This is a genomic window from Chelatococcus sp. CO-6 (assembly GCF_001271345.1).
GTDB lineage: Bacteria > Pseudomonadota > Alphaproteobacteria > Rhizobiales > Beijerinckiaceae > Chelatococcus_A > Chelatococcus_A caeni.
In genome coordinates this window covers 4,357,271-4,375,184 of record NZ_CP012398.1, presented here as the reverse complement: position 1 = coordinate 4,375,184, position 17,914 = coordinate 4,357,271, and the positions used below count along the sequence as shown (strand labels likewise).

Below are 17,914 nucleotides of genomic sequence, written 5' to 3'. Positions count from 1 at the left end.
TAACAGTCCGTGATGCATGGAGCCTGCGCCGGTGATGCCGTTCCCCGCATGGCCGGGTATGGTGACCGGTCGCGAAGGGCCAGCCCGGAGCGACGGAAGTCCGATGCACTGGCCTTCCCCGGCTCCGACGGACCTTCAGAGTGGGAGATTCAATCAATGAAACGTATGATCGCTTCGGTCGTAGTCGGGCTGGCGGCCGGCTTCGCGGCAACGGCTGCCTCGGCTGCGACGCTCGACCAGATCAAGCAGAAGGGCTTCATCCAGTGCGGCGCCAACACCGGCCTTGCCGGCTTCGGCGTGCCGGACGACAAGGGCAACTGGACCGGCCTCGACGTCGACCTCTGCCGCGCGCTGGCCGCGGCCGTCTTCGACGATCCGAACAAGGTCAAGTTCATCCCGCTGTCCGCGAAGGACCGCTTCACGGCCCTTCAGTCGGGCGAGGCGGACGTCCTCATCCGCAACACCACCTGGACGATGTCGCGCGACACCTCGCTCGGCCTCAACTTCACCGGCGTCAACTACTACGACGGCCAGGGCTTCATGGTCCGCAAGAGCCTCGGCATCTCCTCGGCGCTCGAGCTCGACGGCGCCTCGGTGTGCACGCAGCAGGGCACGACGACGGAGCTCAACCTCGCGGACTATTTCCGCGCCAACAACATGAAGTACGAGGTGGTGGCCTTCGCGACGTCGGACGAGACGGTCAAGGCTTATGATTCGGGCCGCTGCGACGCCTTCACTACCGACGCCTCGGGCCTCTATGCCGAGCGCCTGAAGCTCACGAACCCCGACGATCACATCGTTCTGCCCGAGATCATCTCCAAGGAGCCGCTCGGCCCGTCCGTGCGCCATGGCGACGACCAGTGGTTCGATATCGTGAAGTGGGTTCACAACGCCATGCTGAACGCCGAGGAGCTCGGCGTCACCAAGGCCAACGTCGACGAGCAGCTGAAGTCGGACAACCCCGAGGTCAAGCGTCTGCTCGGCACCGAGGGCAAGTTCGGCGAGGCGATCGGCCTCACCAACGACTGGGCCTATCGCGTCGTCAAGCACGTGGGCAACTACGGGGAGATCTTCGAGAAGAACGTGGGCGAGGGATCGCTCCTGAAGATCAAGCGCGGCCTCAACGCGCTGTGGACCAAGGGCGGCCTGCAGTACGCGCCGCCGATCCGCTGAGATGAGCGGCGCCCCGGGCCGGGGAGGACGGCCCGGGGCGCCGGTGACGGTCACAAGCAAGCAACCGCCTGTAAACAGGTGAAGGAATCCGGCTGGCGGTGCTATAATAAAAAACGTCCAAGGTGGGCCGTCAGACGCCTGCCGTTACAAGGGGAATGAAAATGAAAAAAGAACGGAAGATGACGGGAGTGGGGTGCTTCGGCTGTTAGCCTGACCGACAAGCGAACGCTGGCCGACATCTTTCATGCCGGCCGGAATGAAGTTGCCAAAACGGGAGCGTTCCGCGCGTTCCCGTGTCGGGAGGCATGTCAGTGACCGACATTACCCAGAGCACAAGTCCGCGCACGAGCGTAATCAACGATCCTCGGGTGCGCGGCGTCGCCTATCAAGTAATCCTCGTCGTCGTTCTCGCCTTCCTCGTCTACGAAGCGACGACCAACGCCATCGAGAACCTGCGCCGGGCGAGGATCGCCTCGGGCTTCGACTTCCTCTCGACCACCGCGGGTTTCGACGTCAACCAGACGCTCATTCCCTTCAGCAGCTCGGGCGGCTCGACCTATGGCGACGCCTTCATCGTCGGCCTGCTCAACACGCTGCTGGTCGCCGCCATCGGCATCGTGCTCGCGACGATCCTCGGCTTCATCGTCGGCGTCGCGCGCCTGTCGTCGAACTGGATGGTCGCGAAGCTCGCCAAGGTCTATGTCGAGGCGATCCGCAACGTGCCGCTGCTGCTGCAGCTGTTCATCTGGTACAACGCGGTCCTCAAGGCGCTGCCCAATCCGCGCCAGTCGTACGAGGTGGGCGGCGGCGTCTTCCTCAACAACCGCGGCCTCTTCGCGCCCCAGCCGCTGCTCGAGCCGGGGGCGGGCCTCGTCATCGGCGCCGTCGTCGTCGGCCTCATCGGCTCCTTCGTCTTCCGCGCGTGGGCACGGCGCCGGCAGGAGGCGACGGGGCAGCAGGCGCCCATCGGCACCGTGGCGCTGGCGCTCATCGTCGGCCTGCCGCTGCTGGTGTTCCTCCTGACGGGACGGCCGATCGCCTTCAGCTATCCCGAGCTGCGCGGCTTCAATTTCGCGGGCGGGGTGCAGATCTTCCCCGAATTCGTGGCGCTGCTCGTCGGCCTGTCGACCTATACGGCGGCCTTCATCGCCGAGATCGTGCGCGCCGGCATCCTTGCCGTCTCGCGCGGGCAGACCGAGGCGGCGCACGCGCTCGGCCTGCGCGAGGGGCCGACGCTGAGGCTCGTCATCATCCCGCAGGCGATGCGCGTCATCGTCCCGCCGCTGACGAGCCAGTACCTCAACCTCACCAAGAACTCGTCGCTGGCGGTGGCCATCGGCTATCCCGATCTTGCGCAGGTCTTCATGGGCACCGTGCTCAACCAGACGGGGCAGGCTGTCGAGGTGATCGCGATCACCATGGCGGTCTATCTCGCCATCAGCCTCATCACCTCGCTGGTGATGAACCTCTACAACCGCCGCGCGGCGATCGTCGAGCGATGAGGAGGTGACGATGGCCATCACGACCGAACCCGTCGCCTACGTCCGTGGCACTCCCATCGCCGAACAGCCGCCGCCGCTGCTGGCGCGCGGCTGGGTCGCCTGGGTGCGCGAGAATCTGTTCTCGTCCGTCGGCAACACCATCCTGACGCTGATCGCGCTCTACATCATCTACCTCGTCGTGCCCCCGGCGATCCGCTTCTTCTTCCTCGATGCGGTGTGGACCGGCAGCGACCGCGAGGCCTGCCTTGCGGCCAACGTCGGCCGCGAGGTGGGGGCCTGCTGGGCCTATGTGGACGCCAAGTTCAGCTATTTCGTCTACGGCTCCTATCCGTGGGACGAGCGCTGGCGCGTCGACATCGTCTTCGTGCTCGGCGCCATCGGCATCGCCTGGCTTCTGTGGCTCGACGCGCCGAAGCGCAACCTCGGGGCGCTCTACTTCTTCGTCATCTTCCCCGTCGTCGCCTTCATCCTGCTGCGCGGCTGGACGGCGGTCGGCCTCGAGCGGGTCGACACCTCGCTGTGGGGCGGCATCCTCGTGACGCTCGTCGTCTCCATCGTCGGCATCGTCGTGTCGCTGCCGCTCGGCGTGCTGCTCGCCCTCGGCCGGCGCTCGCGCCTGCCGCTCGTCAGGCTCGCCAGCGTCATCTTCATCGAGGTCGTGCGCGGCGTGCCGCTGATCACCGTGCTGTTCATGGCCAACACGATGCTGCCGCTGTTCCTGCCGGGCAACATGTCGCCCGACAGGCTGCTGCGGCCGCTGGTGGGCGTCGCGCTCTTCGCCTCCGCCTACATGGCCGAGGTGGTGCGCGGCGGGCTGCAGGCGATCCCCAAGGGCCAGTACGAGGGGGCGATGTCGCTCGGGCTCGGCTACTGGCGGATGATGCGCCTCATCATCCTGCCGCAGGCGCTGCGCATCGTCATTCCCGGCATCGTCAACACCTTCATCGGCCTGTTCAAGGACACGACGCTGGTGTCGATCGTCGGCATCTTCGACCTCATCAAGACCGTCGAGGTGACGCTCGTCGACCCGACCTGGGCCACGCCCGTGACACGGCTCACCGGCTACGCCTTCGCGGGACTTTTCTATTTCATCTGCTGCTACGGCATGTCGCGCTATTCACTGGCGGTGGAACGCCGGCTCGCGGCTGGACAAAAGAGGTAAGAAACGATGGCAATGGCAACCGCAACGGACCGTCCGGCCCAGCTCAAGCCCGTTTCGCTGAAGACCGAGACCGCGGTCGAGATGCTCGGCGTGCACAAGTGGTACGGGGAATTTCACGTGCTGCGCGACATCAATCTCAAGGTGACGCGCGGCGAGCGCATCGTCGTGTGCGGTCCGTCGGGATCGGGCAAGTCGACCATGATCCGCTGCATCAACCGGCTGGAGGAGCACCAGCAGGGCAAGATCATCGTCGACGGGGTGGAACTGACGAACGACCTGAAGCGCATCGACGAGATCCGCCGCGACGTCGGCATGGTGTTCCAGCACTTCAACCTGTTCCCGCATCTCACCATCCTCGAGAACTGCACGCTGGCGCCGATCTGGGTGCGCAAGATGCCGAAGAAGGACGCGGAAGAGGTCGCGATGCACTATCTCAAGCGCGTCAAGATCCCCGAGCAGGCCAATAAATACCCGGGCCAGCTGTCGGGCGGGCAGCAGCAGCGTGTCGCCATCGCGCGCTCGCTGTGCATGAGCCCGAAGATCATGCTCTTCGACGAGCCGACCTCGGCGCTCGACCCGGAGATGGTCAAGGAAGTGCTCGACACCATGGTCACGCTCGCCGAGGAGGGCATGACCATGATCGTCGTCACCCACGAGATGGGCTTCGCCCGGCAGGTGGCGAACCGCGTCATCTTCATGGATGCGGGCCAGATCGTCGAGATGAACACCCCCGACGATTTCTTCAAGAACCCGCAGCACGAGCGCACCAAGCTCTTCCTGAGCCAGATCCTGCACTGAGGCGGGCCGCGGGGCACGGATGGCCTGCCATCCGGCACGCGTCGCGGGCTGGCGGCTGCCACAGGGCGGGGACCTGCGGAGCAGCATGCAACGTTTCCCGCGTCATGGCCGGGTTTATCCCGGCCATCCACGCCTTCGACCTTGCAGGCTTTCGAGCCGTGGATACCCCGCGACGAGCGGGCATGACGGCGGCCGGCGTCACGCATGTCGCGTCGCGTGGTCATTGACAGTTCGGCAGCGTGTGAAAACCATCGGGCGGGCCGGGCGGTCCGCCCGATGGCCGTTTGGGGGGAAGAGCATGTTGCGCCTCGTGCTGCTGATCGCTGCCGCGCTTGCGGTTGCCTTTGCGATTTCCTTCGTTCTCGGGCGCAGGGGCGTCTTCGTCGCCGCGGCGGCCTTCGTGGTCGGCGCGGCGAGCGGCATTCTCTCGACCATCGTTACGGCCTGCAACCAGTGCTGGACGGAGGCGCTGAGCGTCGGCGCCTTCGTGTCCATGCCCTTCTTCGTGGTCGGCTGGTTCGCGCTGGCGCAGGCGGAGGTCGAGCGCCGGCACAGGCGGCTGCTCCTCGGCCTCGGCGCGCTGATGCTGGTGCAGGTCATCTGGGCGGCGCGCATGACGGTGCTCGCCACCTTCCAGGGCGTCTGCCCCTGCGGTGCGCAGCTGTGGTGGCTGCGCACCAGCGAGATCGCCTCCGTCGGTTTCGACAGGCTGGCGGGGCCCTGGTTCATGCTCGAGGCGGTGATGACGCTCGCGGTGCTGTTCAGCGCCGGCCGCCGGCTCGTCGAGGACGCGCCGGCGCGGTGAGCCTCCCGAGCCTCAGGGGCTCTGGTCCTCGGCCGGTTGCCGGTCGAGGATCTCGACGGAATGGCCCTTCAGCTCGACGTCGATCACCCGGCGGGTGAACTTTGCGAGGATGGCGAGCCCGCCGGCGGCGAGCAGGGCCGTCAGCGCCAGGGTGACGACGTCGCCGAGCTCCATGAGGCCGCCGATGGCCCAGCCGGTGGCGACGGCGACGCCGAGGATCTCGGTGCCGACGAGAATGACCGCGCTCACGGCGGTCGCGCGGGCGACGCCCTTCCTGGAAAATTGGACGGACATCGCTCACCTCCGCGGCGACTGGAGAGGGGCGGCGGGGTGAAGGGCGCGCGCAGCTGCGCGCAAGCGGCCGGCAGCGGCCGCAGGATCGGTCGAAGAATACATGGACGTGACCTCGTCAGCCGCCCGACGGGCGGCGAGGCAAGCTCCAGCCGGCATGGCCGACTGCGTGAAACCGGCGCGGCGGACCGCGCCGCCGGTTCACGCCGCGGGCGGGCCCGTCTGCGGACGGGCGCAGGGGGCGTGGGAGCGCGCCGGCCAGGCGGCCGGCCGGTCGAACGTGCACCGCGGAGCGGCTTCGGGTGCGGCCGCTGCGGCCGCACAGGGCGTCAGCGGTGCCGGCGGATCGGAGGGACCGGCGAACGGCTGGCTGCTTCCGCCGCGCGGGGCCAGGACATCGTGGAGCGTGGCCGGCGAGAGGTCGCCGGTGGCGACGGTCCGCGCCGCGACCACGATGTCGGGGGACGGCGGCACGAGCGGCCGCCCGCCCTGCAGGGCAAGGAAGAGGATGCCTGCGAGGAGCGCCAGCAATGTCAGCGGTGCGTGGGAGCGCTCCGTCACCGTTCGTTCGACCCTTCTCCTGGCGTGTGCGGCTCCGCTATAGCGCGTGACGCCGCAGGCCGCAAAGTGGACAGCCGCGGCGGGGGCTTCGCGCCGCAGGCTAAATCGATATAAGGGGCGGCAGCATGGTTGAGATGGGCGCGCCGCGCCCGAAAAGCGAGGGGCTGTGATGGAACAGACTTGGCGGTGGTTCGGCCCGCAGGATCCTGTGACCCTGGCCGATGTGCGCCAGACGGGCGCCACGGGCATCGTCAGCGCGTTGCACCAGATCACCAGCGGCGAGGCCTGGACCGTCGAGGCGGTCACCGAGCGGCGCGCCATGATCGAGAAGGCGGGCCTCACCTGGTCCGTCGTCGAGAGCATCCCGGTCCACGACGACATCAAGACGCGCTCCGGCAACTTCCGGCGCTACATCGACAACTGGATCGCGTCGCTGCGCGCCTGCGCCGCCGGCGGCGTCACCACCATCTGCTACAACTTCATGCCCGTGGTGGACTGGACGCGCACCAACCTGATGTGGCAGGTCGCCGACGGCAGCTATGCCCTGCGCTTCGACATGGTGGATTTCGCCGCCTACGACGTCTTCATCCTGGAGCGCCGGGGCGCCGAGGCGAGCTATCCCGAGGCCATCCTCTCGGCGGCCCGCGCGCGCCTCGCCGCCATGAGCGAGGCCGACAGGGACGCGCTCGAGCGCAACATCATCGCCGGCCTGCCGGGCTCGGACTTCACCCATGACCGCGCGGGCATGCGCAAGCTGCTTTCCGCCTATGACGGCATCGGCCCGGCCGAGCTGCGCGCCAATCTCGTCGCCTTCCTGCAGGAGGTGGCGCCGGTGGCGGAGGAGGTGGGCGCGCGCCTGTGCATCCATCCGGACGATCCGCCGTTCTCGCTCTTCGGCCTGCCGCGCGTCGTCTCCACGGCCGAGGACGCCCGCGCCGTCCTGGCCGCGGCGGACACGCCGGCGAACGGGCTCACCTTCTGCGTCGGCTCCTACGGCGCGCGGGCGGACAACGATCTCGTCGCCATGGTGCGCGAGTTCGGCCCGCGCATCCATTTCGCCCACCTGCGCAACGTGAAACGCGAGGACGACGGCTCCTTCTTCGAGGACGACCATCTCGCCGGCTCGTCCGACATGATCGGCGTCATCGGGGCGCTCCTCGACGAGGAGGCGCGCCGGCGCGGCGAGGGGCGGGCGGATGCCGCCATCCCCATGCGGCCGGACCACGGCCACCTCATGCTCGACGACGTCGGCAAGAAGACCAACCCCGGCTATTCCTGCATCGGCCGCCTGCGCGGCCTCGCCGAGCTGCGCGGCGTGATGATGGCGCTGGAGCGGGTGCAGGGCAGGGCGTAAGGGCGCGCCGGCCATCCCCGGGGGCATGGCCGCGCTCGTCCATGGCCGTCGTTTGGCAAGACGAAGCCACGGAGTGCAACGCCCCAGTCGTCATGCCCCGCGCCTGATCGGCCGCCTGCGCGACAGGCCGCGCAGTGCCAGTCCCCCGCCGTCATGCCCGCGCTCGTCGCGGGCATCCGCGGGGCGACGCTGGCACGAGCGCAAAAGGCGTGGATGGCCGGGACAAGCCCGGCCATGACGGGGGGGGGGGGAGGCGTCGCTCGCGTCCGCGGGCTTCGGCGGCCTGCACGCGTTGCGGCGCGCGCGGCAGGGTTCGGCGGTGCGGGGAGACTTCGGCGGTGCGGGGAGACTTCGGCCGCGATGGCTATCCGTATGCCGTCACCGCGCCATCCAGCCGCCGTCGACCGGCAGCACCGTGCCGGTGACGTAGCCGCTTGCCGGGGCGGCGAAGAAGAGGACGGCGGTGGCGAGGTCCTGCGGCGCGCCCCAGCGGCCGGCGGGGATGCGGTCCATGAGCTGGCGCGTGCGCTCGGGGTCCGCCCTGAGGGCCGCCGTGTTGTCCGTCTCCATGTAGCCCGGGGCGATGGCGTTGACGGTGATGCCCTTCGGCGCCAGCTCGTTCGCCATGAGCTTGGTGAGGCCGGCGACGCCGTGCTTCGCTGCCGTGTAGGCCGGCACCCGGATGCCGCCCTGGAAGGAGAGGAGCGAGGCGACGTTGACGATGCGGCCCTGCCGGCCGCTCGCCACCATGTGCCGCCCGACCGCCTGCGAGAGCTGGAAGAGGCTCTTGAGGTTCACCGTCATTACCGCGTCCCAGTCCTCCTCCGTATAGTCGAGCACGTCCTCGCGGCGGATGATGCCGGCGTTGTTGACGAGGATGTCGATGCCGCCGGCTCTTGCGACGATGTCGGCGACGAGGGCGTGGAAATCCTGCGGCTTCTCGAGGTCGCAGACGACCTCGTGGAAGCTGCGGCCCTGGGCGGCGACGGCACTGGCCGTCTCGGGCATCGGCCGCGAGCCGAGGCCGACGACATCGGCCCCGGCGCTGGCGAGCGCCTCGGCCAGCGCCTTGCCGAGGCCCGTGCGCGCGCCGGTGACGAGGGCGACCTTGCCGGAGAGGTCGAAGAGGCTGGCGAAAGCCGGCGCAGGGCTGGTCGTGGTCGTCATGGGCCGGCTCCTCAGCGAAGGTCCTGCATGGCGATCATGTCCATGTCGGTGAAGGTCTGGTTGTCGCCGGCCATGCTCCAGATGAAGGCATAGCTCGTGGTGCCGGCGCCGCAGTGGATCGACCAGGGCGGGGAGACGATGGCCTGTTCGTTGCGCACGACGAGATGGCGCGTCGCCTCGGGCCGGCCCATCAGGTGTACCGTGAAGGCGTTCTCCGGCAGTTCGAAATAGAGATAGGCCTCCATGCGCCGGTCGTGGGTATGGGCCGGCATCGTGTTCCAGACGCTGCCGCTCTCGAGGCGGGTGAGGCCCATGACGAGTTGACAGGTCGGCAGCACGTCCGGGTGCAGGTACTGGAAAATGGTGCGCTTGTTGGCGGTCTCCTGGCTGCCGAGCGGGACGGCCTTCGCCGCCTCCTTGGTGATGTGCCGGGCGGGATGGCGCGCGTGGGCCGGGGCCGTGTTGATGTAGAACTTGGCCGGATTGGCGGGATCGACGCTGGCGAAGGTCACGTCGGCCGTGCCGGAGCCGAGATAGAGCGCGTCCTGGAAGCTGAGATCGAAGGTCGTGCCGTCGGCGGTCACGCGGCCGGGGCCGCCGATGTTGATGAGGCCGAGCTCGCGGCGGGCGAGATGATGCTCGCTGCCGACGAGCTGCGCATGGGCCTCGGTGAAGGCGAGGGGCTCGCCGAGCGGCACGGCGCCGGCGAGCATCAGCCGGTCGTAGTGGGTGTAGGTGACGTTGAGCGCGCCGGGCACGAGCAGGCCGGGCACGAGGAAGTTCTCGCGCAGCGCTTCCGTGTCGAAGGTCTCCGCCTCGCGCCAGTGGATGGCGTGGCGGGTCTCGATGGACGTAGGGGTTCCTTGGGCGGGCATGGATTCGGCCTCGTGGTTGTGGATGGACGGTGCCGCCGGCCGCTCACTCGAAGAGGTGAGGGTGGTCGGCCTCCACGCGCGGCAGGGCGCGCAGGATCTCGTTGAGGTGATGGCGCATGGCCTTCTCGGCGGCATCGGCATCGCGCGCGTCGATGGCGGCCATGATGCCGCGGTGCTGGGCGACGAGCGGGCGCATTGCCTCGATGCCCGGCAGCGTGAGGTAGCAGACCCGGTCCATGTGGGCCTTCAGGTCCTCGATCGCCTGCCAGGCGAGCATGCAGCCGGTGCCCTCGACGAGGGCGAGATGGAACAGCTCGTCCGCACGCTGGAAGGACGTGTGGTCGCCGCGCTCGGCCGCCTTCTCCTGCAGGTCGAGCAGGTCGTCGATGCGCCGGCGGCTTTCGAAGGAGAAGCCTTCGCAGGCGCGGCGGACGACGGCCGCCTCCACCGCCTCGCGCACGAAGCGCGCCTCCATCATCTGGCGCGCGGAGAGCAGGGCGACGATCGTCCCGCGCTGCGGCAGCGTCGCGACGAGGCGCGACTTGGCGAGGGCGATGAGCGCCTCGCGCACGGGCTGGCGCGACACGCCCCAGCGCTGGGCGATCTCCACCTCCGACAGGCGCGTGCCGGGGGCGATGGCGAGCGTGATGATGGCTCGCCGCAGCTCGCGCTCCACGCGCCGCGCTGCCGATTCGAAAGTGGTCTGCGCCTCTGCCAGCACGGGCTTCGCCCCCTATTCAAACGGTTCAAACTATGTTTAAAACGTTTCAAATGGCTGTTGCTCGATATAGCAGAGCATACTACCATACACAAATATACGATTGCGGAGGGAGCCGCGGCGGTCGACATTCACCGCCAGGGACGCAATCTGGAAGGATAAAATGCCGGGCAATACCGGCAGGGGAAGGGGAGGAGACATGCAGGATCTCGGGCGCTCGCCTGCAGCTTCCGCCGAAATCGCGAATCGCTTCGTCGCGGCCCGCCGCGCGGCTGTGGCGCTCGATTCCTTTCCCGGTCCGCTGCCCGCCTCTCTTGATGCGGCCTATGCCGTTCAGGACGAGGCGATCCGCCAATGGGGCGCGCCCGTCGTCGGCTGGAAGGTCGCTATCATCCATCCGGACCTTCGCCCGGCCTACGGCGGCGCGGAGCGGCTCGTCGGCCCGGTCTTCGCCGGCACGCTGGTCGAAGCGCGGGGCGAGACGGTGGCCGCGCCGGTCATCGAGGGCGGCTTTGCGGCCATCGAGGCCGAGTTCGCGGTCCGCCTCGGCGCGGACCTGCCGGCGCGCGAGGCGCCTTACGGCCTCGACGAGGTGACCCGGGCGGTGGACGACCTCCTCCTCGCCGTGGAGGTCGCCAGCAATCCGCTCGCCGCCATCAACGATCTCGGGCCGGCCGCCATCATCAGCGGCTTCGGCAACAATGCCGGCATCATCGTCGGGCCGCAGGTGAAGGGCTGGCGCGACGCGCCGCTCGATGCGCTCGCGACCCGTGTCGTGGTCGACGGTGCGACCGTCGGCGAGGGCAGCGCGGCGAAGGTGCCGGGCGGGCCGCTCGGCGCCCTCGTCTTCGCCGCCAATTGCCTGTCGGCACGAGGCCTGGGCCTCAGGGCCGGCGACATCGTCTCGACCGGGGCGAGCACCGGCATCCATCCGGTGCGCCCCGGCATGGGGGCGATCGTGTCGTGCGGCGCGGCCGGCGACATCCGTCTTTCGGTTACCCGCGCCGTCGGCGAGGGGTGATCCGCGGCCGGCCGGCGCCGGGGGCTTTCCCCGCTGCCACCGCCGCCGCTGCGGCCTGTCGGGTCCGCCAAGAAAACGAGGGCGAAAAGCCCCGGTTCCATTTCCAGGGAGGCATCTTCAATGCTCAGGTTCGGCACTCTCGTCGGCACGGCGCTCGCGGCAGCGGCGCTGGCCATCGCGCCCGCATCGGCGCAGACCGTCCTTCGTTCGGCGGACGTTCACCCCGACGGCTATCCCACCGTCGAGGCCGTGAAATACATGGGCTCCCTGCTCAAGGAGGCCACCAACGGGCGCTATGACATCAAGGTCTTCGTCTCCGAGCAGCTCGGCAGCGAGAAGGACACGATCGAGCAGACGCGCTTCGGCGTGCTCGACCTCAACCGCGTCAACATGGCGCCATTCAACAATCTCATTCCGGAAACGGGCGTGCTCTCGCTGCCGTTCCTCTTCCGCTCGGTCGACCACATGCACAAGGTCGTCGACGGGCCGATCGGCGACGAGATCCTGAAGGCGTTCGAGGCGCACGACCTCGTCGGGCTCGCCTTCTACGATTCCGGCGCACGCAGCCTCTACACGACGAAGAAGCCCGTGCGGGGCCTCGATGACGTGAAGGGGCTCAAGATCCGCGTGCAGCAGTCGGATCTCTTCATCGGCATGGTCAAGGCCATGGGCGGCAACCCGACGCCGATGCCCTACGGCGAGGTCTACTCGGCGCTGCAGACGGGCGTCATCGACGGGGCCGAGAACAACTGGCCGAGCCTCGAGAGCTCCAAGCACTTCGAGGTGGCGAAGTTCTACACGCTCACCGAGCACTCCCTGTCGCCGGAGGTGCTGGTGATGTCGAAGAAGGTGTGGGACAAGCTCTCGCCCGAGGATCAGGCGGCCTTCCGCGACGCGGCGAAGAAGTCCGTCGTCAAGATGCGCGAGCTCTGGCAGGCGCGCGAGAAGAAGTCCGAGGATATCGTGCGGCAGGCCGGCGTTGAGGTGATCACCATCGACAAGGCGCCGTTCGAGGAGGCGATGAAGCCCTTCTACGAATCCTTCGTGAAGGATCCCAAGCTGCAGGCGCTGGTCGAGAAGATCCGCGCGGTGCAGTGACCGGATAAAGCGCGCCGTCCGGACCTGCCGCGGTCCGGACGGGGAAGCGCCATACCAACGGCCCCGATTTCACCACCGTCATGCCCGCGCTCGTCGCGGGCATCCACGCCTTGGAAACGCGAGCAGCGTCGGAGGCGTGGACGGCCGGGACAAGCCCGGCCAGGACGCCGGGGAACGTCGTTTGCGACGACTGATGACAACGGACTGCCATCGGACCGCCCATGACATCCATCCTGACATCCCTGCACCGCCTGCTGCGCGTCCTGTCGACGGCGGCGCTCTGGCTTTCCGCCGCCGGGCTCGTGGCGATGACCGCCGCCGTCGCCTGGCAGGTCTTCGGCCGCTACGTCCTCAACGACACGCCGAGCTGGACGGAGCCGATCTCGCTCCTCCTGATGAGCTGGTTCATTCTGCTCGGGGCGGCCGTGGGGGTGCGCGAGAACTTCCATCTCGGGCTCGACATCGTCCGCTTCTTCGCCCCTGACCGTGTGACACGCTTCATGGACGGGGTCAGCCTCGTCGCCATCACGGGCTTCGGCATCGCCATGGCCTGGTTCGGCTGGACGCTGGTCGTCGGCACCTGGTCCGCCACCCTTCCGGTGCTCGGCATACCGGGCGGCATCGACTATCTGCCGCTCGTCGTCGGCGGCGGGCTCATCGCGCTCTTCGCCGTCGAGCGGCTCGTCGGCATGATCGCCCACCCGCGCGAAGACATCGTGGCCGCGAAGACCGCCGCGGATCTGGAGGCGCACTGATGGAACTCTGGGTCCTCTTCGGCACGTTCTTCGGCCTGCTCGTCCTCGGCACGCCGGTGGCCTTCTGCCTCGGCATCGCGTCGCTCGCGACGGTGCTCTACATGGACATGCCGCCCTTCATCGTCTTCCAGCGGCTCAATTCCGGCATCAATGCCTTTGCGCTGATGGCCATTCCCTTCTTCGTCTATGCCGGCGACCTCATGGTGCGCGGCGGTATCGCCGGCAAGCTGGTGCGCCTCGCGGCCGCCCTCGTCGGCCACCTGCGCGGTGGCCTCGGGCAGGTCAACATCGTTGCTTCCACGCTCTTCGGCGGCGTCTCCGGCTCGGCGGTGGCGGATGCCTCGGCGGTCGGCGGGCTGATGATCCCGCAGATGCGCGAGCGCGGCTATGCCGCCGACTACGGCGTCAACGTCACGGTGACCTCGGCCATCATCGCGCTGATGATCCCGCCTTCGCACAACATGATCATCTATTCGATGTCGGCGGGCGGGCGCATCTCGATCGCCGACCTCTTCACCGCCGGCATCATCCCCGGGCTGCTGCTCGCCATCGTGCTCATGGTGGTGGCCTACATCGTCGCCCGGCAGCGCGGCTATCCGGCCGGCATCTTCCCGGGCTGGCATGCCATGCTGCCGATCCTCGTCGGGGCGGTGCCGGGCATCCTGCTCATCGGCATCATCTTCGGCGGCGTGCGCTCGGGCGTGTTCACGGCGACCGAGAGCTCCTGCATCGCCGTCGTCTATGCCGCGGCGATCACGGTGCTCGTCTATCGCGAGATGGGCTGGCGCGATTTCGTCGAGGCGACGCTGGGCGCCGTGCGCACCACGGCGATGGTGCTGCTCGTCATCGGCAGCGCGGCGTCCTTCGGCTGGCTGCTCGCGCTGCTGCAGGTGCCGACGGCGATGGTGGAGGGCATGCGCGCGCTCTCCGACAATCCCATCGTCATCTTCCTCCTCATCAACCTCCTCCTGCTGGTGCTCGGCTGCTTCATGGACATGTCGCCGCTGATCATCATCACGACGCCGATCTTCCTGCCCGTCGTCACCGCCTTCGGCATGGACCCGGTGCATTTCGGCGTCATCCTGGTGCTCAACCTCGGCATCGGCCTGTGCACGCCGCCGGTCGGCTCCGTGCTCTTCGTCGGCTGCGCTGTCGCCCGCATCGGCATCATGCAGGCCGTGAGGACCATCTGGCCCTTCTACGGCGCGTGCTTCGCCGTGCTGATGCTCGTCACCTACGTGCCGTCGCTGTCGCTGTGGCTGCCGGCGCTCTTCCGGTAGGGATGCGAAAGTTTCCCGAAAACGTGTGCGTACAAACGAAAACCGTCTTGCAGGTGGCCCGGCGTGGTGAAACCATGCCGGGCCCAATCGATCCGAGACGGTCATGTCGATCCGAGACGTCCTTCAAGCCGTTCAAGACCGGCGCGATGAGCTGGCCGCCCTGACGGCCGACCTGATCCGCATCCCGACGGTCAACCCGCCGGGGGAGAATTACCTCGACTGCGCCGAATTCGTCGGCGAGCGGCTACGCCGGCGCGGCTTCGACATCGCCTATGTCCGCGCGGAAGGAACGCCCGGCGACAGCGACCGCTATCCGCGCTGGAACGTCGTCGCGCGCAAGGAGGGCGCCCGGCCGGGGCCCTGCGTCCACTTCAATTCCCATATCGACGTCGTCGAGGCCGGGGCGGGCTGGACCCGCGACCCCTTCGGCGGGCAGATCGAAGACGGCAAGGTCTATGGCCGCGGCGCCTGCGACATGAAGGGCGGGCTCGCCGCCTCCATCATCGCGGCCGAGGCCTTCATCGATCTCATGCCCGATTTTCCCGGCGCCATCGAGATCTCCGGCACGGCCGACGAGGAATCGGGCGGCTACGGCGGCGTTGCCTATCTCGCGGGCAAGGGCTTCTTCTCGAAGCCGCGCGTCGACCACGTCATCATCCCGGAGCCGCTCAACAAGGACTGCATCTGCCTCGGCCACCGCGGCGTGTGGTGGGCGAAGATCGAGACCAGGGGCCGCATCGCGCACGGCTCCATGCCCTTCCTCGGTGATTGCGCCGTGCGCCACATGGGCGCGGTCCTCAACGCCTTCGAATGCGAGCTCATCCCGGCGCTCGCCGCGCGCCGCACGGCGATGCCCGTGATCCCGCCGGGCGCGCGCAGCTCGACCCTCAACATCAATTCCATCCACGGCGGGCAAGGCGAGGACTACGACGGCCTGCCGTCGCCCTGCGTGCCGGATTCCGCGCGCATGGTCATCGACCGCCGCTTCCTCATGGAAGAGCGGATCGAGGAGGTGAAGGCCGAGGTGATCGGCATCCTCGACCGGCTGGCCGGGGAGCGGAAGGACTTTTCCTACGCCATCGAGGACCTGTTCGAGGTGCAGCCGACGATGACCGACCGCGAGGCGCCCGTGGTGCAGGCTGTCGCAGGCGGCATCCGTGAGGTCATGGGCCGGGAGCCGAGCTACGTCGTCTCGCCCGGCACCTACGACCAGAAGCACGTCGACCGCATCGGCCGGCTGAAGGACTGCATCGCCTACGGCCCCGGCATCCTCGACCTGGCGCACCAGCCGGACGAGTATGTCGGCATCGACGACATGGTCGATTCGGCGAGGGTCATGGCGCGCGCCTTGCATGAGCTTCTGGAAGGCGGCGGCAAGGCGTGAGCGTGTTGTGCACCCGCCGTCATGGCCGCGCTTGTCGCGGGCATCCACGCCCTGCAGCCTGTGCAGAAGGCGTGGATGGCAATGCAGCGCGGATACGCGCTGCGCTTACGGGAAGTGTCGCAAGTCGGGCAAGCCCGACTTGCGAGGACGAGCCCGGCCATGACGAAAGGCGTGCCTGGCATGATATGGACAACAAAAGACCTTGCGACGAAGGAGGGGCCGGAATGTATCGCCGTCTGATGCAGCATCTGGTGAGGGGGACGGCCGCTGCCGCCGTATCGGCCGGCATCCTCCTCGGCACGCCGGCCCTGGCGGCGCGGACCGACGTCATTCTCGGCATCCGGCTCGAGCCGCCGCATCTCGACCCGACCGCGGGCGCCGCGGCGGCGATCGCGGAGATCGTCTACAACAACGTCTTCCAGGGCCTGACGCGCATCGACCGCGACGGGACGGTGAAGCCCTCGCTCGCCGAGCGCTGGGAGGTGTCGGAGGACGGCAAGGTCTACACCTTCCACCTGCGGCAGGGCGTGAAGTTCCACGACGGCACGACCTTCGACGCGGAAGACGTGAAGTTCTCGCTCGACAGGGCGCGCGCGGCCGACAGCGTCAACCCGCAGAAGGGGCTTTTCGAGCCCATCGACATGGTCGAGGTGGTCGACCCGCAGACGGTGCGGATCACGCTGAAGCGCCCGAGCGGCAGCCTGCCGTTCAGCCTCGGCTGGGCCGCGGCCGTCATCGTGGCGCCTGAGAGCGCCGCCGACAACAAGACGACGCCTGTCGGCACCGGTCCCTTCAAGCTCGCCGAATGGGTGAAGGGCGACCACGTCACGCTGACGCGCAGCGACGGCTATTGGGGCGAGCCCGTCGCCCTCGAAAAGGCGACCTTCAAGATCATCGGCGACCCGACCGCCTCTTTCGCGGCGCTGATGGCCGGCGATGTCGACGCGTTCCCGATCTTCCCCGCGCCGGAGAACGTGCCGCAGTTCGAGGCCGACCCGCGCTTCACGGTCGTCGTCGGCGACACCGAGGGCAAGACCGTGCTTGCCATGAACAACGGCAAGAAGCCCTTCGACGACATCCGCGTGCGCCGCGCCGTCTCCCACGCCGTCGACCGCAAGGCGTTGGTCGAGGGCGCCATGTACGGCTACGGCAAGCCCATCGGCTCGCATTTCGCGCCGCAGGACAAGGGCTATGTCGACCTCACCGGCAAGTATCCGTTCGATCCCGAGAAGGCCAAGGCGCTCCTGAAGGAGGCGGGGGCGGAGAACCTCTCCGTCCGGCTCGTGCTGCCGCCGCCGGACTATGCCCGCCGCGGCGGCGAGGTGCTGGCGGCGCAGCTGCGCAACGTCGGCATCTCGGTCGAGATCGTGCCGATGGAATGGGCGCAGTGGCTGAGCGAGGTTTTCCGCAACAAGAACTTCGACATGACCGTCGTGAGCCACGTGGAGCCGCTCGATCTCGATATCTACGCCCGCGACGACTATTACTTCGGCTACAAGGACCCGGAATACCGCGCGCTCTACGAGCGTTTCGTCGCCTCGACCGACGAGAGCGAGCGGCTCGCGCTCCTCGGCCAGCTGCAGGAGAAGCTGGCGGACGACGCCGTCAACGCCTGGCTGTTCCTCCTGCCCAAGATCGGCATCTGGGACGCGCGGCTCGAGGGCCTGTGGGAGAACACGCCGATGCCGGCCAACGACCTGACGGAAGCCAAGTGGCGCGAGTAGCAGTGATCTCGGTCGTGTCCGGCTCCCCGCGCGCGGCGTCCCCTTCTCCCTCCCCCCACGAAGTGGTGGGGAGGGTCGGGGTGGGGGGCGGTGCCGCAGGCAGATGTTTCCCGGAATTGTCGACGATTGCGCACGCGTGCCCCCCACCCCTAGCCCCTCCCCGCCGCAAGCGGGGGGAGGGGGATCGCGTTGCGCCCGCTGCTGACGTCCGCTCTCAAGCCGATCAGGTTGCTCCCTCCGGGACGG

General features: G+C 68.3%; 17 protein-coding genes. 12 read left to right on the top strand and 5 right to left on the bottom strand.

Annotation, left to right across the window (positions count from 1 at the left end; translation table 11 throughout):
• The first annotated feature begins 156 nt into the window (after positions 1–156).
• The 5 genes from AL346_RS20370 (at position 157) to AL346_RS20350 (ending at position 5,440) form a co-directional block, all read left to right on the top strand.
• Positions 157–1,173, top strand: a complete 1,017-nt coding sequence (locus AL346_RS20370; RefSeq protein ID WP_026015001.1) for an amino acid ABC transporter substrate-binding protein — start codon at positions 157–159, stop codon at positions 1,171–1,173.
• A 305-nt stretch (positions 1,174–1,478) separates the two neighbouring features.
• Positions 1,479–2,675, top strand: coding sequence for an amino acid ABC transporter permease (locus AL346_RS20365; RefSeq protein WP_040403862.1), 1,197 nt, complete (start codon positions 1,479–1,481; stop codon positions 2,673–2,675).
• A 10-nt stretch (positions 2,676–2,685) separates the two neighbouring features.
• The gene (locus tag AL346_RS20360) at positions 2,686–3,837 is read left to right on the top strand and encodes an amino acid ABC transporter permease (protein ID WP_019401430.1); all 1,152 of its coding nucleotides are present in this window, start codon (positions 2,686–2,688) and stop codon (positions 3,835–3,837) included.
• 81 nt (positions 3,838–3,918) lie between these two features.
• A complete protein-coding gene (locus AL346_RS20355; protein ID WP_198301021.1) occupies positions 3,919–4,635 on the top strand; it encodes an amino acid ABC transporter ATP-binding protein in 717 nt (238 codons plus the stop codon).
• A gap of 298 nt (positions 4,636–4,933) precedes the next feature.
• Positions 4,934–5,440, top strand: a complete 507-nt coding sequence (locus AL346_RS20350; RefSeq protein WP_019401428.1) for a hypothetical protein — start codon at positions 4,934–4,936, stop codon at positions 5,438–5,440.
• Between the two features lie 12 nt (positions 5,441–5,452).
• Here the strand turns inward: AL346_RS20350 and AL346_RS20345 are convergent, their stop codons facing one another.
• Together AL346_RS20345 and AL346_RS20340 are read right to left on the bottom strand one after the other, a co-directional pair.
• Positions 5,453–5,734 carry a hypothetical protein gene (locus AL346_RS20345; RefSeq protein WP_019401427.1) on the bottom strand — a complete coding sequence of 94 codons (282 nt, stop codon included), beginning with the start codon at positions 5,732–5,734 and terminating at the stop codon, positions 5,453–5,455.
• A gap of 198 nt (positions 5,735–5,932) precedes the next feature.
• Complete coding sequence (locus AL346_RS20340; protein ID WP_156332816.1) at positions 5,933–6,292, bottom strand: hypothetical protein; 360 nt, start codon at positions 6,290–6,292, stop codon at positions 5,933–5,935.
• 169 nt (positions 6,293–6,461) lie between these two features.
• On the opposite strand from AL346_RS20340, the gene uxuA reads away from it, so the two are divergent.
• Positions 6,462–7,646: a mannonate dehydratase gene (gene uxuA / locus AL346_RS20335; protein ID WP_053193988.1), complete on the top strand. Its 1,185-nt coding sequence runs from the start codon at positions 6,462–6,464 to the stop codon at positions 7,644–7,646.
• A 378-nt stretch (positions 7,647–8,024) separates the two neighbouring features.
• Here the strand turns inward: uxuA and kduD are convergent, their stop codons facing one another.
• From kduD to AL346_RS20320, 3 genes are read right to left on the bottom strand one after another with little or no spacing between them, the layout of a single operon-like run.
• Positions 8,025–8,813, bottom strand: coding sequence for a 2-dehydro-3-deoxy-D-gluconate 5-dehydrogenase KduD (kduD, locus tag AL346_RS20330; protein WP_019400237.1), 789 nt, complete (start codon positions 8,811–8,813; stop codon positions 8,025–8,027).
• Positions 8,814–8,824: 11 nt separating this feature from the next.
• Entirely contained in the window at positions 8,825–9,688 is an 864-nt protein-coding gene (gene kduI / locus AL346_RS20325; protein ID WP_053193986.1) for a 5-dehydro-4-deoxy-D-glucuronate isomerase, read from the bottom strand.
• 43 nt (positions 9,689–9,731) lie between these two features.
• Positions 9,732–10,409, bottom strand: a complete 678-nt coding sequence (locus AL346_RS20320) for a GntR family transcriptional regulator (RefSeq protein WP_019400235.1) — start codon at positions 10,407–10,409, stop codon at positions 9,732–9,734.
• A 196-nt stretch (positions 10,410–10,605) separates the two neighbouring features.
• Here AL346_RS20320 and AL346_RS20315 point away from each other — a divergent pair, with 196 nt between their 5' ends.
• From AL346_RS20315 to AL346_RS20290, 6 genes are all read left to right on the top strand, one after another.
• Positions 10,606–11,427 carry a 2-keto-4-pentenoate hydratase gene (locus AL346_RS20315; protein WP_019400234.1) on the top strand — a complete coding sequence of 274 codons (822 nt, stop codon included), beginning with the start codon at positions 10,606–10,608 and terminating at the stop codon, positions 11,425–11,427.
• A 120-nt stretch (positions 11,428–11,547) separates the two neighbouring features.
• Positions 11,548–12,525, top strand: coding sequence for a TRAP transporter substrate-binding protein (locus AL346_RS20310; RefSeq protein ID WP_019400233.1), 978 nt, complete (start codon positions 11,548–11,550; stop codon positions 12,523–12,525).
• Between the two features lie 221 nt (positions 12,526–12,746).
• Complete coding sequence (locus AL346_RS20305; RefSeq protein WP_019400232.1) at positions 12,747–13,280, top strand: TRAP transporter small permease; 534 nt, start codon at positions 12,747–12,749, stop codon at positions 13,278–13,280.
• A complete protein-coding gene (locus AL346_RS20300; RefSeq protein ID WP_019400231.1) occupies positions 13,280–14,560 on the top strand; it encodes a TRAP transporter large permease in 1,281 nt (426 codons plus the stop codon). The genes AL346_RS20305 and AL346_RS20300 overlap by 1 nt, the downstream gene beginning before the upstream one ends.
• A gap of 103 nt (positions 14,561–14,663) precedes the next feature.
• On the top strand, positions 14,664–15,944 hold the full coding sequence (locus AL346_RS20295) for an acetylornithine deacetylase/succinyl-diaminopimelate desuccinylase family protein (protein WP_019400230.1): 1,281 nt from the start codon (positions 14,664–14,666) through the stop codon (positions 15,942–15,944).
• Between the two features lie 224 nt (positions 15,945–16,168).
• Positions 16,169–17,668 carry an ABC transporter substrate-binding protein gene (locus AL346_RS20290; protein ID WP_019402310.1) on the top strand — a complete coding sequence of 500 codons (1,500 nt, stop codon included), beginning with the start codon at positions 16,169–16,171 and terminating at the stop codon, positions 17,666–17,668.
• Positions 17,669–17,914 lie beyond the last annotated feature (246 nt).